The organism is Streptomyces sp. NBC_00076 (genome assembly GCF_045041235.1).
Taxonomy (GTDB): domain Bacteria; phylum Actinomycetota; class Actinomycetes; order Streptomycetales; family Streptomycetaceae; genus Streptomyces.
The window spans coordinates 6,491,545-6,508,566 of record NZ_CP108242.1; the positions used below are offsets into that span (position 1 = coordinate 6,491,545).

The window sequence follows — 17,022 nt, forward strand, 5'->3', positions numbered from 1 at the left end:
TACGAAGCTTTGCGCCTGAGACGGCGTGTCCGTGAAGGATGCGTGAGGGAAAGCGGCACCGGCGCAGCGGCCTCCGGCCTTCCCCCGAGTGGGCCGGAGGCCGCTGGTGGTGCCACCCCGTAGGTGGACGACTTCCACCGTGCCGGGACCGGGACGACGGGAGTACCTCAGACCTCTCAGGGTCACTTCTCGGTGGAAGGCGTGTACTCCTTGAGGTAGTGAGCGACGCGATCGGCGTAGGCACGAGCCTTCGGGGGAACGCCTTTCGCGGCGTTCACCTTCTTGTAGGACGTTCGGTAGGAGGCGGCGAGCAGCACCTGCCGGTCGCCCGGCAGGGAGGGGTTCAGCAGCGGTTTGATGCCGCAGAGGTAGCGGCCCACGGCGGGAATGGACTGTTCGGGGGTGAGGGGAGGCCTGGGTGTCTCCTCCGCGGGGACGCCGTCGTTGCGGACCCACCAGCGCAGGATGGTCGGGGTCCAGCGGGCGATGCCGTACTCGCCGGCCACCGGATCGGAGAGGTTCGGGTCGAAGTTGCTCTCCGACTTGAGCATCGCCGCGATGAGAGCCGGGGTGACCTCCGGCTGGGCGCAGTTGTGGGCCGAGTCGACGATCAGCTTGCGGTACTTCACCGGGATGCCCTTGTCCGTACGGAGTTCGGCGGCGCCGTACCGGTCGGACGTGACGCTCTGGGCCCCCGTGTCGGCGGAGATCTTCCCGCCGTCGCCGGCACCGGTGCCGGCACTGGCACCGGCACTGGCGCCGGCCGCGCCACCGGGGTCCGGCCAGGTGGAGATGGCGTAGCCGAGCGCCGCGACCACGACCGTGGCGGTCGCGGCGGCCAGGACGGCCGTACGGCGGCGCAGCGGCATCCGGGGCAGACGGGGCGAGCGGCCCGAGCCCGCCGCCGTCTCGACCCGGCGGAGCAGGGTCTCGGTGGTGATGCGGTCGGCGTGCGTGCGCGCCAGACAGTCCCGCACGATCTCCCGCCACACCTGCGGCAGTTCCGGCGACAGACGCAGCTCGTCGGTGCCCCGGGCGTACGCGGCGGCAGCGTCCCGGCGGGCCGTCGAGGTGCCGCCGGGCAGCGGGAAGGAGTCGGTGAGGACGAGGTGGGCGAGGACCCCGAAGGCCCAGACATCGGCGGACGGGCGGATCCGGCGGCCCCGTTCGCCGATCTCCGACCAGAGCAGCTCGGGCGGGGTGTAGTCGGGGGTGGAGAAGGCGGGCGTGTACGCGTGGGTGCCCTCCAGCTCCGCGGCCATGTTGAAATCGGCCAGCCGCGCCGAACCGTCCTTCATCAACAGCACGTTGGCCGGTTTCAGATCCCCGTGCACCCAGCCCGCGCGATGCAGCTGGGTCAGCCCCTCGCAGATCTGCGCGAGGAGGAGGGGGCCCGCGCCGGGCCGGGGCGAGGCGGTGAGCAGGGCGGACAGTGATCGCTCCGCCTTCTCCAGTACGAGGACCGTGGCACCGTCGAGGGCCGGGTGCTCCGGGTCGTCGACGGTGAGGGTGTCGTACATCCGGATCAGTCGCGGACGTCTGAGCCGACGGTACAACTCGACCTCCCGCTCGATCAGTTCGCGCAGGTGGGTCAGCTGTCTGGGGGTGCCCGTGCCGGTGGGCAGGAACTTCAGGGCGACCGTGCGGGGCAGTTCCTCGCCGTCGACGACGTCCTCGGTGCGCCGGGCCTCGTACACGCTCCCGAACGCGCCCGTAGCGATCGGCTCGCGCACCTCCCAGGCGCCGACCCGGTACCCGCGCGGCACCGGCACGGCGTACGGCTCGGTCACCGTGCCCCCCGGGCTGCCGGGGCTGCCTGGGCTGTCAGGACGGTGAGGTCGTCCTCCCGGACCAGGTCGAACCGGAGCGCCAGGGACACCAGGGACTCCTTCTTGCCGTTGAGCCGGCCGCCGGTCTCCGCGGTGTCCGGGCCGGGCTTGAGGCGCAGCTTGACGGCCAGGTAGTCGATGTTCCACTGCACGGTGGTGCGGGACGCCGCGGGCCAGTTCGGGCGCAGACGGTCGACGACCTGCTCGACCGTGGGCAGCGGGGCGTGCGGTTCACCGCGCAGCCGTGGCTCGCACAGGGCGGCGAGGACCGCGAAGTAGCGCTTGGTGCGGTCGACGGAGAAGGCGGGCGCGGTGGTGTCGCCGTCGAGGCCGCCCTCGGTGCGCAGATAGTCGTGGCGCGGAGCCCACACGTCGATCGCCAGCAGATCGCCCGCCGCAGGCAGCACGATCCGCGAGAACTCGAACGGCACCGGCGCGTCCAGCCGCCCCGGCCCTACCTTTATGTGCTCGCCCGCGCCCTCCGGGTTCTCCACGACGTACGTCTGGTGGGCGCAGAGGTTGCTCAGGGTCCAGAAGGCGCCCTGCGCGCTGATCACGCCCGCTCGGCGGGACACCCCGTCGTGCGGAACGACCAGGTCGTTCTCGCGCGCGGAGCGGCCGAAGGTCAGCCGCTCGCCGGGCGCGAGTCGCTGTTGGGTGTGCTGGGGCTCGTCCTCCGTGGTCGGCGGAGGTACCACGATGATGCTGTACAAGGTGCTTCTCCCCGTGCCTGACGGCTACAGAGGTCAGAGTAGGGCGACGCACCAGGGCCGTGTCCCCCTCGTGCGGGTGAGACACGGCCCTTGGACAGGAATGGCGCGAACTGTTCAGTCGCGCCGGCGCCTTCAGTAGCGCGGGCGGTTGAACCAGGCCTTGCCCTTGGAGTTGCCGGTGAAGACGGCGATCAGGATGCCGAGCACCAGGTGGACGACGCCCACGATGGTGAAGACGAGGGCGAGTACCGCCGTGAGGATGCCGAAGACCATGATCGTGACGCGGGCGCCGTTGCCACCGGACGTGAACTTCGTCGCCAGGAAGGCCCCCCATACGAGCCATGCCAGCGCGAGCACCGAGATGCCCCACAGCATGCCGGTCGAGTAGTCGGCGATCTGTGCGAAAGCGTCGTCCTCGGCCTTGTTGGCGACGACGGCGGCGATGGCGTAAAGGGCCGCGCCGATGACCTGGAGGCCGACGATCACCCACAACAGGATGCGGGCCGTGTTCACGGTGCCGGGCATCGTCGTCATCGGGGCGCCGGCGCCGTAGGGCTGCTGCACCGGCGGGGCCTGGGGGTAGCCGTACCCGGGCGCCTGGCCCTGCTGCTGGGGGTAGCCGTAGCCCTGCTGCGGAGGCTGCTGCGGCTGCTGCTGGCCCTGGGGCGCGCCGTAGGGGTTGTTCGGGTCGCCGTAACTCATGGCGGTCTTTCCTCCGTTGATTTCCAAGTGCGGGGACGACGCGCAGCCGCATCGTACGGAGGAAAGATCTTCAGATAAGGCCGTCCCCCCGATGAGCTGCCCGCGGCACTGTGCATGTCATGGTTCTGCACCGTCGTCTCGCTTGTCCAGCCGCATTCCGCAGGTGTTGTGCAAGTGCAACATGACTGATCTTGAGGGGATACGGGCGGACGGATGCCGCGCCACCCAATGGGCCCCTGATTGGAACCCGGGCCCGGTCATCCGCGAGGATGGGGCCATGACCGCCCAGATTCTCGATGGCAAGGCCACCGCAGCCGCGATCAAGTCCGATCTGACCGCCCGCGTGGCGGCGCTGAAGGAGAAGGGCGTCACGCCCGGCCTCGGCACGATCCTCGTCGGGGAGGACCCCGGCAGCCAGAAGTACGTCGCCGGCAAGCACCGCGACTGCGCCCAGGTCGGTATCGCCTCGATCCAGCGCCAACTGCCCGCCACGGCGACGCAGGAGGAGATCGAGTCGGTCGTCCGCGAACTGAACGAGGACCCGGCCTGCACCGGCTACATCGTCCAGCTGCCGCTCCCCAAGGGCATCGACGAGAACCGGATCCTGGAGCTGATGGACCCGGACAAGGATGCCGACGGCCTGCACCCGATGAACCTCGGCCGCCTCGTCCTCAACGAGCCCGCCCCGCTGCCCTGCACCCCGAACGGCGTGCTGACCCTGCTGCGCCGGTACGGCGTGGAGATCAAGGGCGCCGAGGTCGTCGTCGTCGGCCGTGGCGTCACCATCGGCCGGCCGATGCCGCTGCTGCTGACCCGCCGCAGTGAGAACGCCACGGTGACCCAGTGCCACACCGGCACCCGCGACCTGTCCGCGCACCTGAAGCGCGCGGACATCATCGTCGCCGCGGCCGGTTCCGCCCACCTGATCCGTGCGGAGGACGTGAAGCCGGGCGCGGCCGTCCTCGACGTCGGTGTCTCCCGCAGCGCCGAGGGCAAGATCGTCGGCGATGTCCACCCGGACGTCGCCGAGGTGGCCGGCTTCATCTCCCCGAACCCCGGCGGCGTCGGCCCGATGACCCGGGCGCAGCTGCTCGTCAACGTGGTCGAGGCGGCGGAGCGCAGTGTCGGCTGAGGGCACGTCCGGCAACCCGGCGACCGGCGACCGGGCGTCGGGGAACCCCGCGCCGGAGACCACCGCGTCGGCAACCACCGCGTCGAGGAACACCGCACCGAGGAACCCGGAGGTCGGGCTTACGGAGCCCGGTCACACCCCGGCCGACACCGCCGACACCGCCGAGAAAGCCGAGAAAGCCGAGAAGGCCGAGGAAGTCCGGGCAGCGGACGGTGTCGAGCCCGTCGACGACATCGAGGTGCGGGACCCGATCAGCGCGCCCGACGCCGAGGGGGAACCGCGCCGGGTGACCCGCCGGTTCCCGCTGTTCACCCGGGACACCGCGCGCCCCGAGGGCGGTGGCCGGGCCGCACCCCGCGACGCCCCGGCGCCCGCCCGGCAGTGGCCGATCCTCGCCGTCCTGTCGACGATCGGACTCGGACTGCTGCTGACCGCCCTCGACCTGTTCCGCATCGGCATCCTGCTGATCGGCGTCGCCCTGCTGGTCGGCGGGGTCCTGCGCTGGATGCTGCCGGATGTCGGCATGCTCGCCGTCCGCTCCCGCTTCACCGACATCGTCACCTACGGCGTGCTGGGCGGCGTGATCGCCCTGCTGGCGCTGATGGTGCAGCCGGAACCGTGGCTGGTGATCCCGTTCCTGAAGGACACCCTGCACTTCACGGTCAGCGGCTGAGACCTGTCCCAGCCGCTGACCTGTGACGGCGGCCCGTCCCCTCCCCCGAGCGAGGACGGGCCGCCGTCGTCGTCCACGCTCGGGCACGGCAACCTCCTGTTCAACGCCCGGCCGTCGGCTGTGCCACGGAAGTGACCGTTCCGCTACGGTCTCGGGGCACTGTCACGGCCCTGCCCGGCACGGGAACCGACCAGCTGTCCGACGTCGTCATTCGCTCAGGACCAGGCGGGACGGGCGACGCCGTGGAGGTGGGGGATGGGCCGCTGGCAGCCGTTGCCGGACGATCTGCCGCCGGAGGTGCGGCACTTCGTGGAGCAGTTGCGGCTTCTCAAGGACCGCACGGGGCTCAGCCTCGTCGCCCTCGGCGCCCGCACCGCGTACAGCAAGTCCTCCTGGCACCGTTACCTCAACGCGGGGCAGCCGCCGCCACGGCAGGCGGTCGTCGCCCTGTGCCGGATCGCCGGCCTCGCCGGCCCGGACGCCGAACGGTTCGGCGTGCGCTGGGAACTCGCCGTCCAGGCCTGGCCCCGCCCGCCGGCGGTCCCGGCGCCGTCCGCCGGGGCCGGCCCGGGTGGTGACCCGGGTGTGGGCACGGGCGGGGATCCGAGTGGTGGGTACGAGGACGATCCCACGCTGCCCTGGTGGGACACGCCGCCTGAGGAGAGCGGACGGGGGCGGGGTGGACGGCTGCTGCTGTCCGCCGTGCTGCTTCTCCTTCTCACGCTGCTCGTCGGGGTGGTCGGCACGGTGGCGTTTGGGTGAGCCGACGACTGCCGTGACAGGCGTTATTTCCGATGCGTACCGCTTGTGTCGATGTATTGACAAGTTCGCGGATGTGACACGAACTCAATCGACATGAGGGCTAGCGTGACCCCTCTGTCGGTGGAGTCCTGGGACCTCGACCCGGAGGGCGCGCGACGGTGCGTGCCCGCGGCCACGATGCACCCGTGCGCCCCCACGCCGGGAACTGAGATCCTGAGTACGCGCATCCCTGTGGGTAGCCACAACGGGGACTCGGCAGTCGGCACCACGTACGGGGAACGCGCGGGACAACCAGCACCAACCGGGGGGAAGAGGGGAAGCAATGCCTCGTTGGAAGGCTTTGCCGGACGAACTCGATCCGCAGGTCCGAGAGTTCGCGAGCCAGCTGCGTCGGCTCGTCGACCGCAGTGGCCTCAGTATCGCGGCGGTGGCGGACCGCACGGGCTACAGCAAGACGTCCTGGGAGCGTTATCTGAACGGCCGGCTGCTCGCGCCGAAGGGCGCGATCGTCGCCCTGGCCGAGGTCACCGGCACCAATCCCGTTCACCTGACCACGATGTGGGAGCTCGCCGAGCGTGCCTGGAGCCGCTCGGAGATGCGCCACGACATGACCATGGAGGCCATCCGGATCTCCCAGGCGCGGGCCGCGCTGGGTGAGTTCGGCGGAGACGTCGCCGCGCCCCCGGCCGGCGCCAAGGAGAGCGGGACGGCCCGCAGAAGCGGCAGTGCCACGGCCAGACCCGGCATCGCCGGACCGGCCGGCGTGGTCCCGACCGTGCCGCCGCAGCCGACGGCACCGGAGGTCCAGGACTCGGCGGGCGGCGTGCGGGAGGTGCTGCCCCCGGGTGGCACCAGCGCTCCTTCGAGCGGGTCGGGCGGGTCGGGAGGATCGAGCGGCTCGTCCTCGGGCGGGTCGACGGGCTCGTCGGGGTCCCCCTCGGGAAGCTCTTCCCGAGGTTCCTCGCAAGGCTCCTCGGGAACTTCCTCGGGAGCCTCGTCGGGCCAGAACTCCTGGGGGCTGGCGGGCTACCAGGGTCCGTCGGCGAGTGGCGGCGGGCGCAAGGCCGTGGCCTCGTCGCCCGTGGCGACCCCCTCGCCGTCGGTGCCTGCGTCGCCCGAGCCCGCCTCCTCGTCGTCGACCTCGGCCGACGGTCCGGGGTGGAACCCGGCGCCGGCGGGTCCGTACGGCGATCCCCCGCAGGGGCCCCGGCCCCCCGCCGGCCCGTCCGGCGGGGCGGGGGGCAAGCGGCGGCTGACCATGTTCCTGGCGGGCGTGGTCGGTGTGCTGGTCGTGGTCGCCGCCGCGTTCCTCCTCACGAGGGGCGGCGACAAGAAGCAGGAAGCCGGGCCCTCGCCCTCGCCGTCCGTGAGCACCAACGCCGACCTGCCGCCCGGGGTGAAGTGCAGCGGTGAATCCTGCACCGGCAAGGACGCCGAGAGCATGGGCTGCAGCGGCGATCTGGTGACCACCGCGAAGACCGCGACCGTCGGCGCGAGTGTCGTCGAGGTCCGCTACAGCGAGACCTGCGGCGCGGCCTGGGGACGTATCACGCAGGCAGCGCAGGGCGACGAGGTGCGGTTGACCGTGGGCAAGACCGCGCAGAGCGGGAACATCACGGTCGCCGGGGACACGATCGCGTACACGCCGATGGTGTCCGTGAAGGACGCCGGCGAGGCCAAGGCGTGCGCGGTGCTGGCCGCGGGGCAGGAGGGGTGCACGACCTGAGCGGGGGGCGCCGCAAAGGTCGGCGAAAGTTTTCCGGGGACCGTACGCATGGTTCCCAAAAACCCGGGCACGCGACCCTTACCCCCACGGGAGTCCGGAAACGGTCCCCCCCACGGCGGCCGCCTTCGTCCCCCTCTCCCGGACAGGCGGCCGCCGCTTTTCGTGGCCCTGCCGCGGCAGGATCCGACCGAGCGGCCCTGCCCGCACCAGCCTCTGTGGGCTGGGCCACATGGCCCCGGACGTCCGAGATCCCGGATGCGCGATAGCCTGACCGCTGGATCTCTCTTGACGCCAAGAGATCGATCAAACGTCCGGGGCAGGGACGCCCCACCGCCAGCTGTCATACGGAGAACGCCATGACCCGCACTCCCGTGAACGTCACCGTCACCGGCGCGGCCGGCCAGATCGGTTACGCCCTGCTCTTCCGCATCGCCTCCGGCCAGCTGCTCGGCGCGGACGTGCCGGTCAGGCTCCGCCTCCTGGAGATCACGCCCGCGCTGAAGGCCGCCGAGGGCACCGCCATGGAGCTGGACGACAGCGCGTTCCCGCTGCTCCAGGGCATCGACATCACGGACGACCCGAACGTGGCCTTCGACGGCACGAACGTCGCCCTCCTGGTGGGCGCCCGCCCGCGGACCAAGGGCATGGAGCGCGGTGACCTGCTCTCCGCCAACGGCGGCATCTTCAAGCCGCAGGGCAAGGCCATCAACGACAACGCCGCGGACGACATCAAGGTCCTGGTCGTCGGCAACCCGGCCAACACCAACGCCCTGATCGCCCAGGCCGCCGCCCCGGACGTACCGGCCGAGCGGTTCACCGCGATGACCCGTCTGGACCACAACCGCGCGCTGACCCAGCTCGCGAAGAAGACGGGCTCCACCGTCGCCGACATCAAGCGCCTGACCATCTGGGGCAACCACTCCGCGACCCAGTACCCGGACATCTTCCACGCCACGGTCGCCGGCAAGAACGCCGCCGAGGTCGTCAGCGACGAGAAGTGGCTGGCCGAGGACTTCATCCCGACCGTCGCCAAGCGCGGCGCCGCGATCATCGAGGCCCGTGGCGCGTCCTCGGCCGCCTCGGCGGCCAACGCCGCCATCGACCACGTGTACACCTGGGTCAACGGCACCGCCGAGGGCGACTGGACCTCGATGGGCATCCCGTCGGACGGTTCCTACGGCGTCCCGGAGGGCCTGATCTCCTCCTTCCCGGTCACCACCAAGGACGGCCAGTACGAGATCGTCCAGGGCCTGGACGTCAACGAGTTCTCCCGCACCCGCATCGACGCCTCCGTCCAGGAGCTCACGGAGGAGCGCGAGGCGGTCCGCGGCCTCGGCCTCATCTGAGCCGCACTCCACGGTTCTCGCACGACCCCGCACGGGCCCCGCTCCGGTTTCCGCCGGAACGGGGCCCGTGCTCCGTCACGGGAGGCCCCTTCTCACGGCCCCCGTCCGGACGCTCCTTGACAATTCCGGTTCCCCCGGTCCCGCCCGTCCCCCTATGCTGATTGTTTGTCAACAACACGGTGAACAAGGGTTTTCCACGCATCGGGGGAGCGGCGTGAGCACCGCATACGTGCCTCAACAACCACAGTCGACGGACAACGGCGCCCCACCGGCGCCCCCGGCACCACCGCACCCGCCCACTCCGCCGCACGCCAGCGAGGCGAGCCGGCTGCTGTGCGCGGGTGCCTATGTGGACTCCGGCTACCGGGACCGGGTCATCGAGCAGCTCCACCTCAACGAGCAGCGGATCGCCGCCCCCTCGCTCGGCTTCGACGCGGCCCGCGTCCTCGCGCACGCCCTGCGGGCCCGGCGCCAGGAGCTGCTGTGGGCCGGACTGGTGCTCTTCCTGTGGGTGGTGGGGCTGCCACTGACCGGCGGTCTGCTGGCCGGTTTCGTCGCGCCGAGCCTGCTGCTCGCCGTCGCCGGCTGGGTCCGCGGCCGTGCCGCCGACCCGCCCGTGTACCGGCGGCTGCCGGCCTTCCTGCTCCGCTGGTGGGGCCGCTTCGGCTTCGCGATGTTCCTGGTGATCACGCTGGTCGCCGCGTTCGGCGGCAACGACGACGACCCGTACGCCTCGTCCGGCTACGACTCGTACTCCGGCGACAGCTCCAGCCTCTCCGACTTCGCCTTCCCGAATCCCTCGCAGGTCGACGCGATGATCGAGCCGTGGCGGGCCTGGCTCGCGCTCGGCGTGTTCGCACTGATCACGCTGTGTCTGGTGGCGCAGCGGGCCCAGTTCGCGAAGACGATGGACGTCGAACTGTCCCCGGCGGGATTCGCGGACGCCGCGAGTGACCCGGCGGAGCGGGGCGAGGGGCAGCGCTTCCAGCGGCTGAAGGAACGCATCCGGGTCGAGCAGCACGCGCCGCTGGTCATGTACCACGAGGCGCGCCCGTTCTGCGGGACGGGCGAGGCGTACGAGACCTGGGTGCTGGCGGTCGAACTCCGTCCCGACGGCATGAAGAAGCAGCAGCCGATCAGCAACCGCGCGGTCCTGGAGAAGATCCGCCCGCTGCTCGAACAGCTGCGGCTGCCCGCCGAGTTCGCCGGACACACCGTGCGTGACCGGCTGCGCTGGCTGGAGATCGACGAGTGCGTGTTCCTGCCCGCCGAGGGACTCAGGCGGCGCGAGGAGGCGCCGTACAACGAGCGCGCCTTCGAGGATCACCGGGTGCGGGCGGTCGAGGAGGGCGCCGAGAAGCGGCGGCACTTCCTGCGCATCCGGGTCGGCGGCTGGGAGGAGGAGCTGGTCGTCACGGTGTTCGTGCGCATCCACACCCAGGGCCGCATGCTGATGCTGGAGATCGCCCCGCACGTCCTGCTGCCGGTGCGCGAGGACTTCAAGAACGCCGACCGTGTCGCCCATGCCTTCCGCCACAACAACGTGGTCGGCAAGGCCGCCTGGGGGGTCGCCCGGGTGCCCGGATCCGCGGCCCGCTCCCTGGTCACGCTGGGCAAGGGGCTCGTCTACGCCTGGCGGCTGCTGACCGGCGGATACACGGGCGCGCTGCCCGACGGGCCGGCCCTGTCGGTGCGGGAACTGGGTTCGGCGCGCGTCGCGTCCACGTTCCAGGACATGGACGTGTCCCGCTATCTCAAGAGCGTGCAGGACCGGGTCGCCCACGGGGTGCGGGCCGCGCTCGACGAGTCCGGTTACCGGACCGGCGAGTTCGTCCAGAAGATCGTGAACATCAGCGGCGGCGGAGTGAACATCGAGGGCGGGGTCGAGGGCAGCACGTTCGCCGTGGGCAGCCACGCGAAGGCCTCCTCGTCCACGGCTGCGACTCCCTCCGCTCCTGCCGGCCCCTCTGCTTCCGCCACTCCTTCCGCTACGACTTCCGGCGGCGCCGCGCCGCAGAAGGGATCCGACCCAGATGGCAACGGATGAGCCCAACGTCAGCATCAGCGGCGGTGTCTCGAAGAGCACCTTCGCCATCGGCAGCCACGCGCACGCCGAGAGCCACCACGGCACGACGGCACCGCGCGACCAGGCGGCCGAAGAACTGCTGGCGGCCGTACGGGAGTTGCGCGCCGACCTGACCAGGGTGCGGGCCAGCGACGAGACGGCGGCGCTCGACGGGGCGCTCGCCGACACCGAGGAGGAGATCACCCGCACCGGGGCGCCGTCGCCGTCGCGCCTCGACCGCCTGCGGCAACTCCTCCAGGACTCCCAGGCCCTGGTCGGCCTGATCGCCTCGGCCGGAGCCGTGGCGGGCCTTCTGAACATGTGAGCGCGGTTGCGGCCGCAGAACGGAGAGGGACGCGATGAGCGGGGGAGCACGGCATTGGAACGAGGAGACCCAGCGCTGGGAGGACGTTGACGGCCCGGACACCGCGTCCGCCCCGGTCACCTCACCGCCCCCGGCCCGTCCGGGGTTCGCGCCCGGGTCGGGGCCGGTGCCTGGTTCGGGAGCGGGGTCAGGGACGGGTGACGGGCACGCGGATGGGCCGCCGTCCGCTGGGACCGGGGTCGCGCCCGGTGCTCCCGTGTCCGGCGCTGCCGCCTCCGCTGACGAGGCCGCCGTATCAACGTCTCCCTCCGCGGGCTCCGCGGAGCCCGCCCCCGACGAGCCCCTCTCGGCCCCCGTGACACCCCCCGCCTCCTCCGGCCCCGTCGGCTGGCCCGGACCCGGCGGCCAGAGCGGCTGGCACAGTCCGGTGGGTGCCGGTGCCGGTGATGCGGCGTGGTCCCCGACCGAGGTGTCCGGCGGGGGCCCGGCCCTGTCGGAGTCGGGAGGTGGCGGTGACGGGGCCTGGCCCGCCGCCCCGTGGCCCGCCACCACCTGGCCGCCCGCCGGTCAGCCCGCCGCCCCCGCCCCGGCCGGGGGGATGAGCCGTCGGCTCGTGTGGTCCGTGTTGATCGGGGCCGCCGCTGTCGGTGTCGCCGTGAGCCTGGTGCTGACCCAGGTGGTCTCCGGGGACGACAAGGACGAGCCGTCGGTCGCGGCGAGCGGGTCCGAGTCGTCACCGCCGGCCGAGGTCTCGCAGCAGAGCGACCCCTCTCCGGCGGCCACCGAGGAGACGGCGTCCCCGTCCCTCTCGGCCCCGGCGCTCCCCGCGGGGTACGAGGTGTACGAGGACAAGGAGGGATTCCGGATAGCGCGGCCCAAGGGGTGGACCCGCGCCACGAAGGCCTCGCAGTACGGCATCCCCGTCGTCAACTACCGCAGCGCGGACGGCGAACGCCGGTTGCAGGTCTACCAGGTGGCCGAGGAGTCCCCGGCCGCCTCGTTCGACCTGTACCTGTCCGACCAGACCCTCAAGGCGGCAGGTTTCGAGGAGATCTCCCTGGACACCCTCGACGACGGGGAGTTCACCGGCTCACGACTGGAGTACCTGGCCGACAGCATCAAGGGCGAGCCCGACGTCGGCACCTGGCACGTCTACGACGAGCGCTTCGTGGCGGCGGACGGCAGCATCTACGCCATCGCCGCCTACGGCCCCGACTCGAACGGCGGCGGCGACGAGCTGGAGCTGCTCACCACCGCCGTGGACCACTTCTGCCCGCCCTACGCCTGTGACCCGGCGTCGATCGACTGAGTCACACCCTTCCGCAGTTCAGCCACACGCCTTTCGTCCTATTTGTCCGAATGTCCAGTGACCCGGCGCACTTTCAGCCAGAGATTGCGCATGCAATGCATGCCCGGGGGCATGCGATCCCGGTCCCGGTGAGTGATGTGCGTGTGACACAGGGGCGCTGAACTGGAACGGAAGGCAATACCGATCATGGCGGACAGAGTGGAACTCCAGGCGCGGAAGACCATCCACGCGGACGGAGAATGGCGTGAAGCGATCTCCGGCGCCACGCGCGAGATTCTCGATCCCGCGGACGCCCTGCCGTTCGTCGTGGTCGCGGAGGGTGACGAGAAGGACACGGACCTGGCGGTCGCGGCTGCCCGCCGGGCCTTCGACCAGGGTGACTGGCCCCGCACCCCCGTCACCGAACGCGCCGAGCTGCTGCGTCGCGTCGCCGACCTCCTCGTACGCGACCGCGCGGAGCTCGGTCTGCTGGAGAGCCGGGACGCGGGCAAGACCGTCGAGGAGGGCTGCGTCGACATCGACTGTGTCGCGGACGCCTTCCGCTACTTCGCCGACCTGGTCGCGGGCGAGTCGCCCGGCAGGGTCGTCGACGCGGGCTCGCCCGACATCCACAGCGTGGTCGTCCATGAGCCGGTCGGCGTCTGCGCGCTGATCACCCCTTGGAACTACCCCCTCCTCCAGGCGAGTTGGAAGATAGCCCCGGCCCTCGCGGCCGGCAACACCTTCGTGGTCAAGCCGAGCGAGATCACCCCCCTGACGACGATCGCCCTGATCGACCTGCTGGCCGAGGCGGGGCTGCCCGCCGGAGTCGCGAACATCGTCACCGGCCCCGGCCACTCGGTCGGCGCCCGCCTCGCCGAGCACCCCGACGTCGACCTCGTCTCCTTCACCGGTGGCCTGGTCAGCGGCACGAAGGTGGCCCAGGCCGCCGCGCCGAGCGTCAAGAAGGTCGCCCTCGAACTCGGCGGCAAGAACCCCAACGTCGTCTTCGCCGACGCCTGCGGCACCGACGAGGCCTTCGACACCGCCGTCGACCAGGCCCTCAACGCGGCCTTCATCCACAGCGGCCAGGTCTGCTCGGCGGGCGGCCGCCTCATCATCGAGGAGTCGGTCCGGGACCGCTTCGTCGCCGAACTGGCCCGCCGGGCGGACCGTATCCGCCTCGGACGCGGTACCGCGGACGGCGTCGAGTGCGGCCCGCTCGTCTCCGAGCAGCAGCGCGCCAAGGTGGAGGGATACGTCGAATCCGCCCTGAAGGAGGGCGCGGTGCTGCGCTCCGGCGGCAAGCGCCCCGAGCCGTCCCCCGAGCGGCCGGAGAACGGCTACTTCTACGAGCCGACCGTCCTCGACCACTGCCACCGCGAGATGCGGGTCGTACGGGAGGAGGTCTTCGGACCGGTTCTCACCGTCGAGACCTTCCGCACCGAGGACGAGGCCGTCGCCCTCGCCAACGACACCGAGTACGGACTCGCGGGTGCCGTCTGGACCACCGACGCAGGCCGGGCCCGCAGGGTCGCGGGCCGACTGCGCCACGGCACCGTCTGGATCAACGACTTCCACCCCTACCTCCCACAGGCGGAGTGGGGCGGCTTCGGCAAGAGCGGAGTGGGCCGCGAACTCGGCCCCGCCGGACTCGCGGAGTACCGCGAGACCAAGCACGTCTACCAGAACCTCGCCCCGAAGCCCGTCCGCTGGTTCGGCGGCTGAGTCCCGTCCTCCACTGGTTCGGCGGCTGAGCCCACCCCTCGGCCGCCCCCGAGCCCAGGCCACCCCGAGCCCAGGCCACCCCGAAGCCCTGGCCCCGCAAGCCCCTGGAGTACCCCCCATGCCCGAGAACCCACATGTCTACGACTATGTCGTCATCGGTGGCGGCACCGCAGGCTCCGTCATAGCCTCCCGCCTCACCGAGAACCCGGACGTCACCGTCGCCGTCATCGAGGGCGGCCCCAGTGACGTCGACCGCGACGACGTGCTGACCCTGCGCCGCTGGATGGGTCTGCTCGGCGGCGACCTCGACTACGACTACCCCACCACCGAGCAGCCGCGCGGCAACTCGCACATCCGGCACAGCCGCGCCCGGGTCCTCGGCGGCTGTTCCTCGCACAACACCCTGATCGCCTTCAAGCCGCTGCCGTCCGACTGGGACGAGTGGGAGGCGGCCGGCGCCAAGGGCTGGGGCGCGGTGCCGATGGAGGCGTACTTCGCGCGGCTGAAGAACAACGTCGTCCCGGTCGACGAGAAGGACCGCAACGCCATCGCCCGCGACTTCGTGGACTCCGCGCAGAACGCGCTGGAGGTCCCCCGCGTCGAGGGCTTCAACAAGAAGCCGTTCAACGACGGCGTCGGGTTCTTCGACCTCGCCTACCACCCCGAGAACAACAAGCGCTCCAGCGCCTCGGTGGCGTATCTCCACCCGGTGATGGACGAGCGGCCCAACCTCCACATCATGCTGGAGACCTGGGCGTACCGGCTGGAGCTGAACGGCACCCGGGCCGAGGGCGTGCACGTCCGCACGAAGGACGGCGAGGAGATCCTCGTCCGGGCGGGCAAGGAGGTGCTGCTGTGCGCGGGCGCCGTCGACTCGCCCCGTCTGCTGCTGCACTCCGGCATCGGCCCGAAGGAGGACCTCGTCAAGCTGGGCATCCCCGTCGTGCACGACCTGCCCGGCGTCGGCGAGAACCTCCTCGATCACCCCGAGTCGGTGATCGTCTGGGAGACCAACGGCCCCATCCCCGAGAACTCCGCGATGGACTCCGACGCGGGCCTGTTCGTGCGCCGCGACCCCGAACACGCGGGCCCCGACCTGATGTTCCACTTCTACCAGATCCCCTTCACGGACAACCCGGAACGCCTGGGCTACCAACGCCCCGCCCACGGCGTCTCGATGACCCCGAACATCCCCAAGCCGAAGAGCCGCGGCCGCCTCTACCTGACCAGCGCCGACCCCTCGGTGAAGCCCGCCCTGGACTTCCGCTACTTCACCGACGAGGACGACTACGACGGCCGCACCCTGGTCGACGGGATCAAGATCGCCCGTGAGATCGCGAAGACGGAGCCGCTGGCCGGCTGGCTCAAGCGCGAGGTGGCCCCGGGGCCTCAAGTAACCGACGACGAGGAGCTGAGCGAGTACGCCCGCAAGGTCGCGCACACCGTGTACCACCCGGCGGGCACCTGCCGTATGGGATCCGTCGACGACCGACTGGCCGTCGTCGATCCCGAGTTGAAGATTCGCGGTCTGGACGGCATCCGGATCGCCGACGCGTCCGTCTTCCCGACCATGACCGCGGTGAACCCGATGATCGGGGTGCTCATGGTCGGCGAGAAGGCGGTTGAACTGATCGGAGGCGACGCCTGATGGCGCTCACAGTCCCCACCCGCAAGCCCCCCACGGACGAATCCGCCACCCCCGTCTTCTCGGTGGAGGGCCTTTGGAAGGTCTTCGGACCGAAGGCCGACAGCGTCCCCGCCGACCCGGAGCTCGCCGCCCTGGCGCCCGCCGAGCTGCGTTCCCGTACCGGCTGCACGGCCGCCGTCCGGGACGTCTCCTTCGACGTGCGCAAGGGCGAGGTCTTCGTCGTCATGGGCCTGTCCGGATCCGGCAAGTCCACACTGGTGCGCTGCCTGACCCGGCTGATCGAGCCGACCGCCGGCACGATCGCCATCGACGGCGAGGACGTCCGCGCCATGGACAGGTCCCGGCTGCGCGAGCTGCGCCGCCACCGCGCCGCGATGGTCTTCCAGCACTTCGGCCTGCTCCCGCACCGCACGGTCCTCGACAACGTGGCCTACGGCCTGGAGATCCAGGGCGTCAGCCGGGCCGAGCGCCGGGCCCGCGCCCAGGACATCGTCGCCAAGGTCGGCCTGGAGGGCATGGAACAGCGCCGCCCGGGCCAGCTGTCCGGCGGTCAGCAGCAACGCGTCGGACTGGCCCGCGCGCTCGCCGTCGACCCCGAGGTCCTGCTGTTCGACGAGCCGTTCAGCGCGCTCGACCCGCTGATCCGGCGCGACATGCAGGAGGAGGTCGTACGGCTGCACCGCGAGGAGGGCCGCACGATGGTCTTCATCACCCACGACCTCAGCGAGGCGCTCAAGCTGGGCGACCGCATCGCCCTGATGCGTGACGGCCAGGTGGTGCAGCTGGGCACCCCGGAGGAGATCGTGGGCTCCCCGGCCGACGACTACGTACGCGAGTTCGTCCGGGACGTTCCGCGCGAGCAGGTCATGACGGTCCGTACGGCCATGCGCCCCGGGGACTGCGGCAACGCGGAGCACCCGAGCGCGATCGCCGCGGACGCGGTGGTCGCCGAGGCCATCAGGGTCGTCTCCCGCAGCCACAAGCCGGCCTGCGTCGTGGAGGACGGCCGGTGTCTGGGGGTCGTCGACAACGAACGGCTCCTGGACGTCGTGGCCGGAACGGAGCTCCGCAAGGAGGCGATCTGA

General features: G+C 71.4%; 14 protein-coding genes. 11 read left to right on the forward strand and 3 right to left on the reverse strand.

What is annotated here, in order from left to right:
• Window positions 1-182: 182 nt before the first annotated feature.
• The 3 genes from OHA64_RS29685 to OHA64_RS29695 all read right to left on the reverse strand — a co-directional run bounded on the left by OHA64_RS29685 (window position 183) and on the right by OHA64_RS29695 (window position 3,244).
• Window positions 183-1,790, reverse strand: a complete 1,608-nt coding sequence (locus tag OHA64_RS29685; protein WP_405618148.1) for a serine/threonine protein kinase — start codon at window positions 1,788-1,790, stop codon at window positions 183-185.
• The gene (locus OHA64_RS29690) at window positions 1,787-2,542 is read right to left on the reverse strand and encodes an FHA domain-containing protein (RefSeq protein WP_405618150.1); all 756 of its coding nucleotides are present in this window, start codon (window positions 2,540-2,542) and stop codon (window positions 1,787-1,789) included. Before OHA64_RS29690 ends, OHA64_RS29685 begins: the two co-directional genes overlap by 4 nt.
• A 132-nt stretch (window positions 2,543-2,674) precedes the next feature.
• On the reverse strand, window positions 2,675-3,244 hold the full coding sequence (locus OHA64_RS29695) for a hypothetical protein (RefSeq protein ID WP_405618152.1): 570 nt from the start codon (window positions 3,242-3,244) through the stop codon (window positions 2,675-2,677).
• 277 nt (window positions 3,245-3,521) lie between these two features.
• On the opposite strand from OHA64_RS29695, the gene OHA64_RS29700 reads away from it, so the two are divergent.
• The 11 genes from OHA64_RS29700 (at window position 3,522) to OHA64_RS29750 (ending at window position 17,022) form a co-directional block, all read left to right on the forward strand.
• A complete protein-coding gene (locus OHA64_RS29700) occupies window positions 3,522-4,376 on the forward strand; it encodes a bifunctional methylenetetrahydrofolate dehydrogenase/methenyltetrahydrofolate cyclohydrolase (protein WP_405618154.1) in 855 nt (284 codons plus the stop codon).
• 232 nt (window positions 4,377-4,608) lie between these two features.
• Window positions 4,609-5,049, forward strand: a complete 441-nt coding sequence (locus OHA64_RS29705) for a DUF3017 domain-containing protein (RefSeq protein ID WP_405624162.1) — start codon at window positions 4,609-4,611, stop codon at window positions 5,047-5,049.
• 255 nt (window positions 5,050-5,304) lie between these two features.
• On the forward strand, window positions 5,305-5,811 hold the full coding sequence (locus OHA64_RS29710; RefSeq protein ID WP_405618156.1) for a helix-turn-helix domain-containing protein: 507 nt from the start codon (window positions 5,305-5,307) through the stop codon (window positions 5,809-5,811).
• 322 nt (window positions 5,812-6,133) lie between these two features.
• Complete coding sequence (locus OHA64_RS29715) at window positions 6,134-7,537, forward strand: DUF2690 domain-containing protein (protein WP_405618158.1); 1,404 nt, start codon at window positions 6,134-6,136, stop codon at window positions 7,535-7,537.
• Window positions 7,538-7,893: 356 nt separating this feature from the next.
• Window positions 7,894-8,883, forward strand: coding sequence for a malate dehydrogenase (locus OHA64_RS29720; RefSeq protein WP_405618160.1), 990 nt, complete (start codon window positions 7,894-7,896; stop codon window positions 8,881-8,883).
• Window positions 8,884-9,097: 214 nt separating this feature from the next.
• Complete coding sequence (locus OHA64_RS29725) at window positions 9,098-10,930, forward strand: hypothetical protein (RefSeq protein WP_405618162.1); 1,833 nt, start codon at window positions 9,098-9,100, stop codon at window positions 10,928-10,930.
• Window positions 10,917-11,273: a hypothetical protein gene (locus OHA64_RS29730; RefSeq protein ID WP_405618164.1), complete on the forward strand. Its 357-nt coding sequence runs from the start codon at window positions 10,917-10,919 to the stop codon at window positions 11,271-11,273. The genes OHA64_RS29725 and OHA64_RS29730 overlap by 14 nt, the downstream gene beginning before the upstream one ends.
• Window positions 11,274-11,628: 355 nt before the next feature.
• The gene (locus OHA64_RS29735) at window positions 11,629-12,582 is read left to right on the forward strand and encodes a hypothetical protein (protein ID WP_405618166.1); all 954 of its coding nucleotides are present in this window, start codon (window positions 11,629-11,631) and stop codon (window positions 12,580-12,582) included.
• Between the two features lie 186 nt (window positions 12,583-12,768).
• Window positions 12,769-14,289, forward strand: a complete 1,521-nt coding sequence (locus OHA64_RS29740) for an aldehyde dehydrogenase family protein (protein ID WP_405618168.1) — start codon at window positions 12,769-12,771, stop codon at window positions 14,287-14,289.
• Window positions 14,290-14,407: 118 nt separating this feature from the next.
• Window positions 14,408-15,937, forward strand: a complete 1,530-nt coding sequence (locus OHA64_RS29745) for a GMC family oxidoreductase (protein ID WP_405618170.1) — start codon at window positions 14,408-14,410, stop codon at window positions 15,935-15,937.
• Entirely contained in the window at window positions 15,937-17,022 is a 1,086-nt protein-coding gene (locus OHA64_RS29750; protein ID WP_405618173.1) for a glycine betaine/L-proline ABC transporter ATP-binding protein, read from the forward strand. Before OHA64_RS29745 ends, OHA64_RS29750 begins: the two co-directional genes overlap by 1 nt.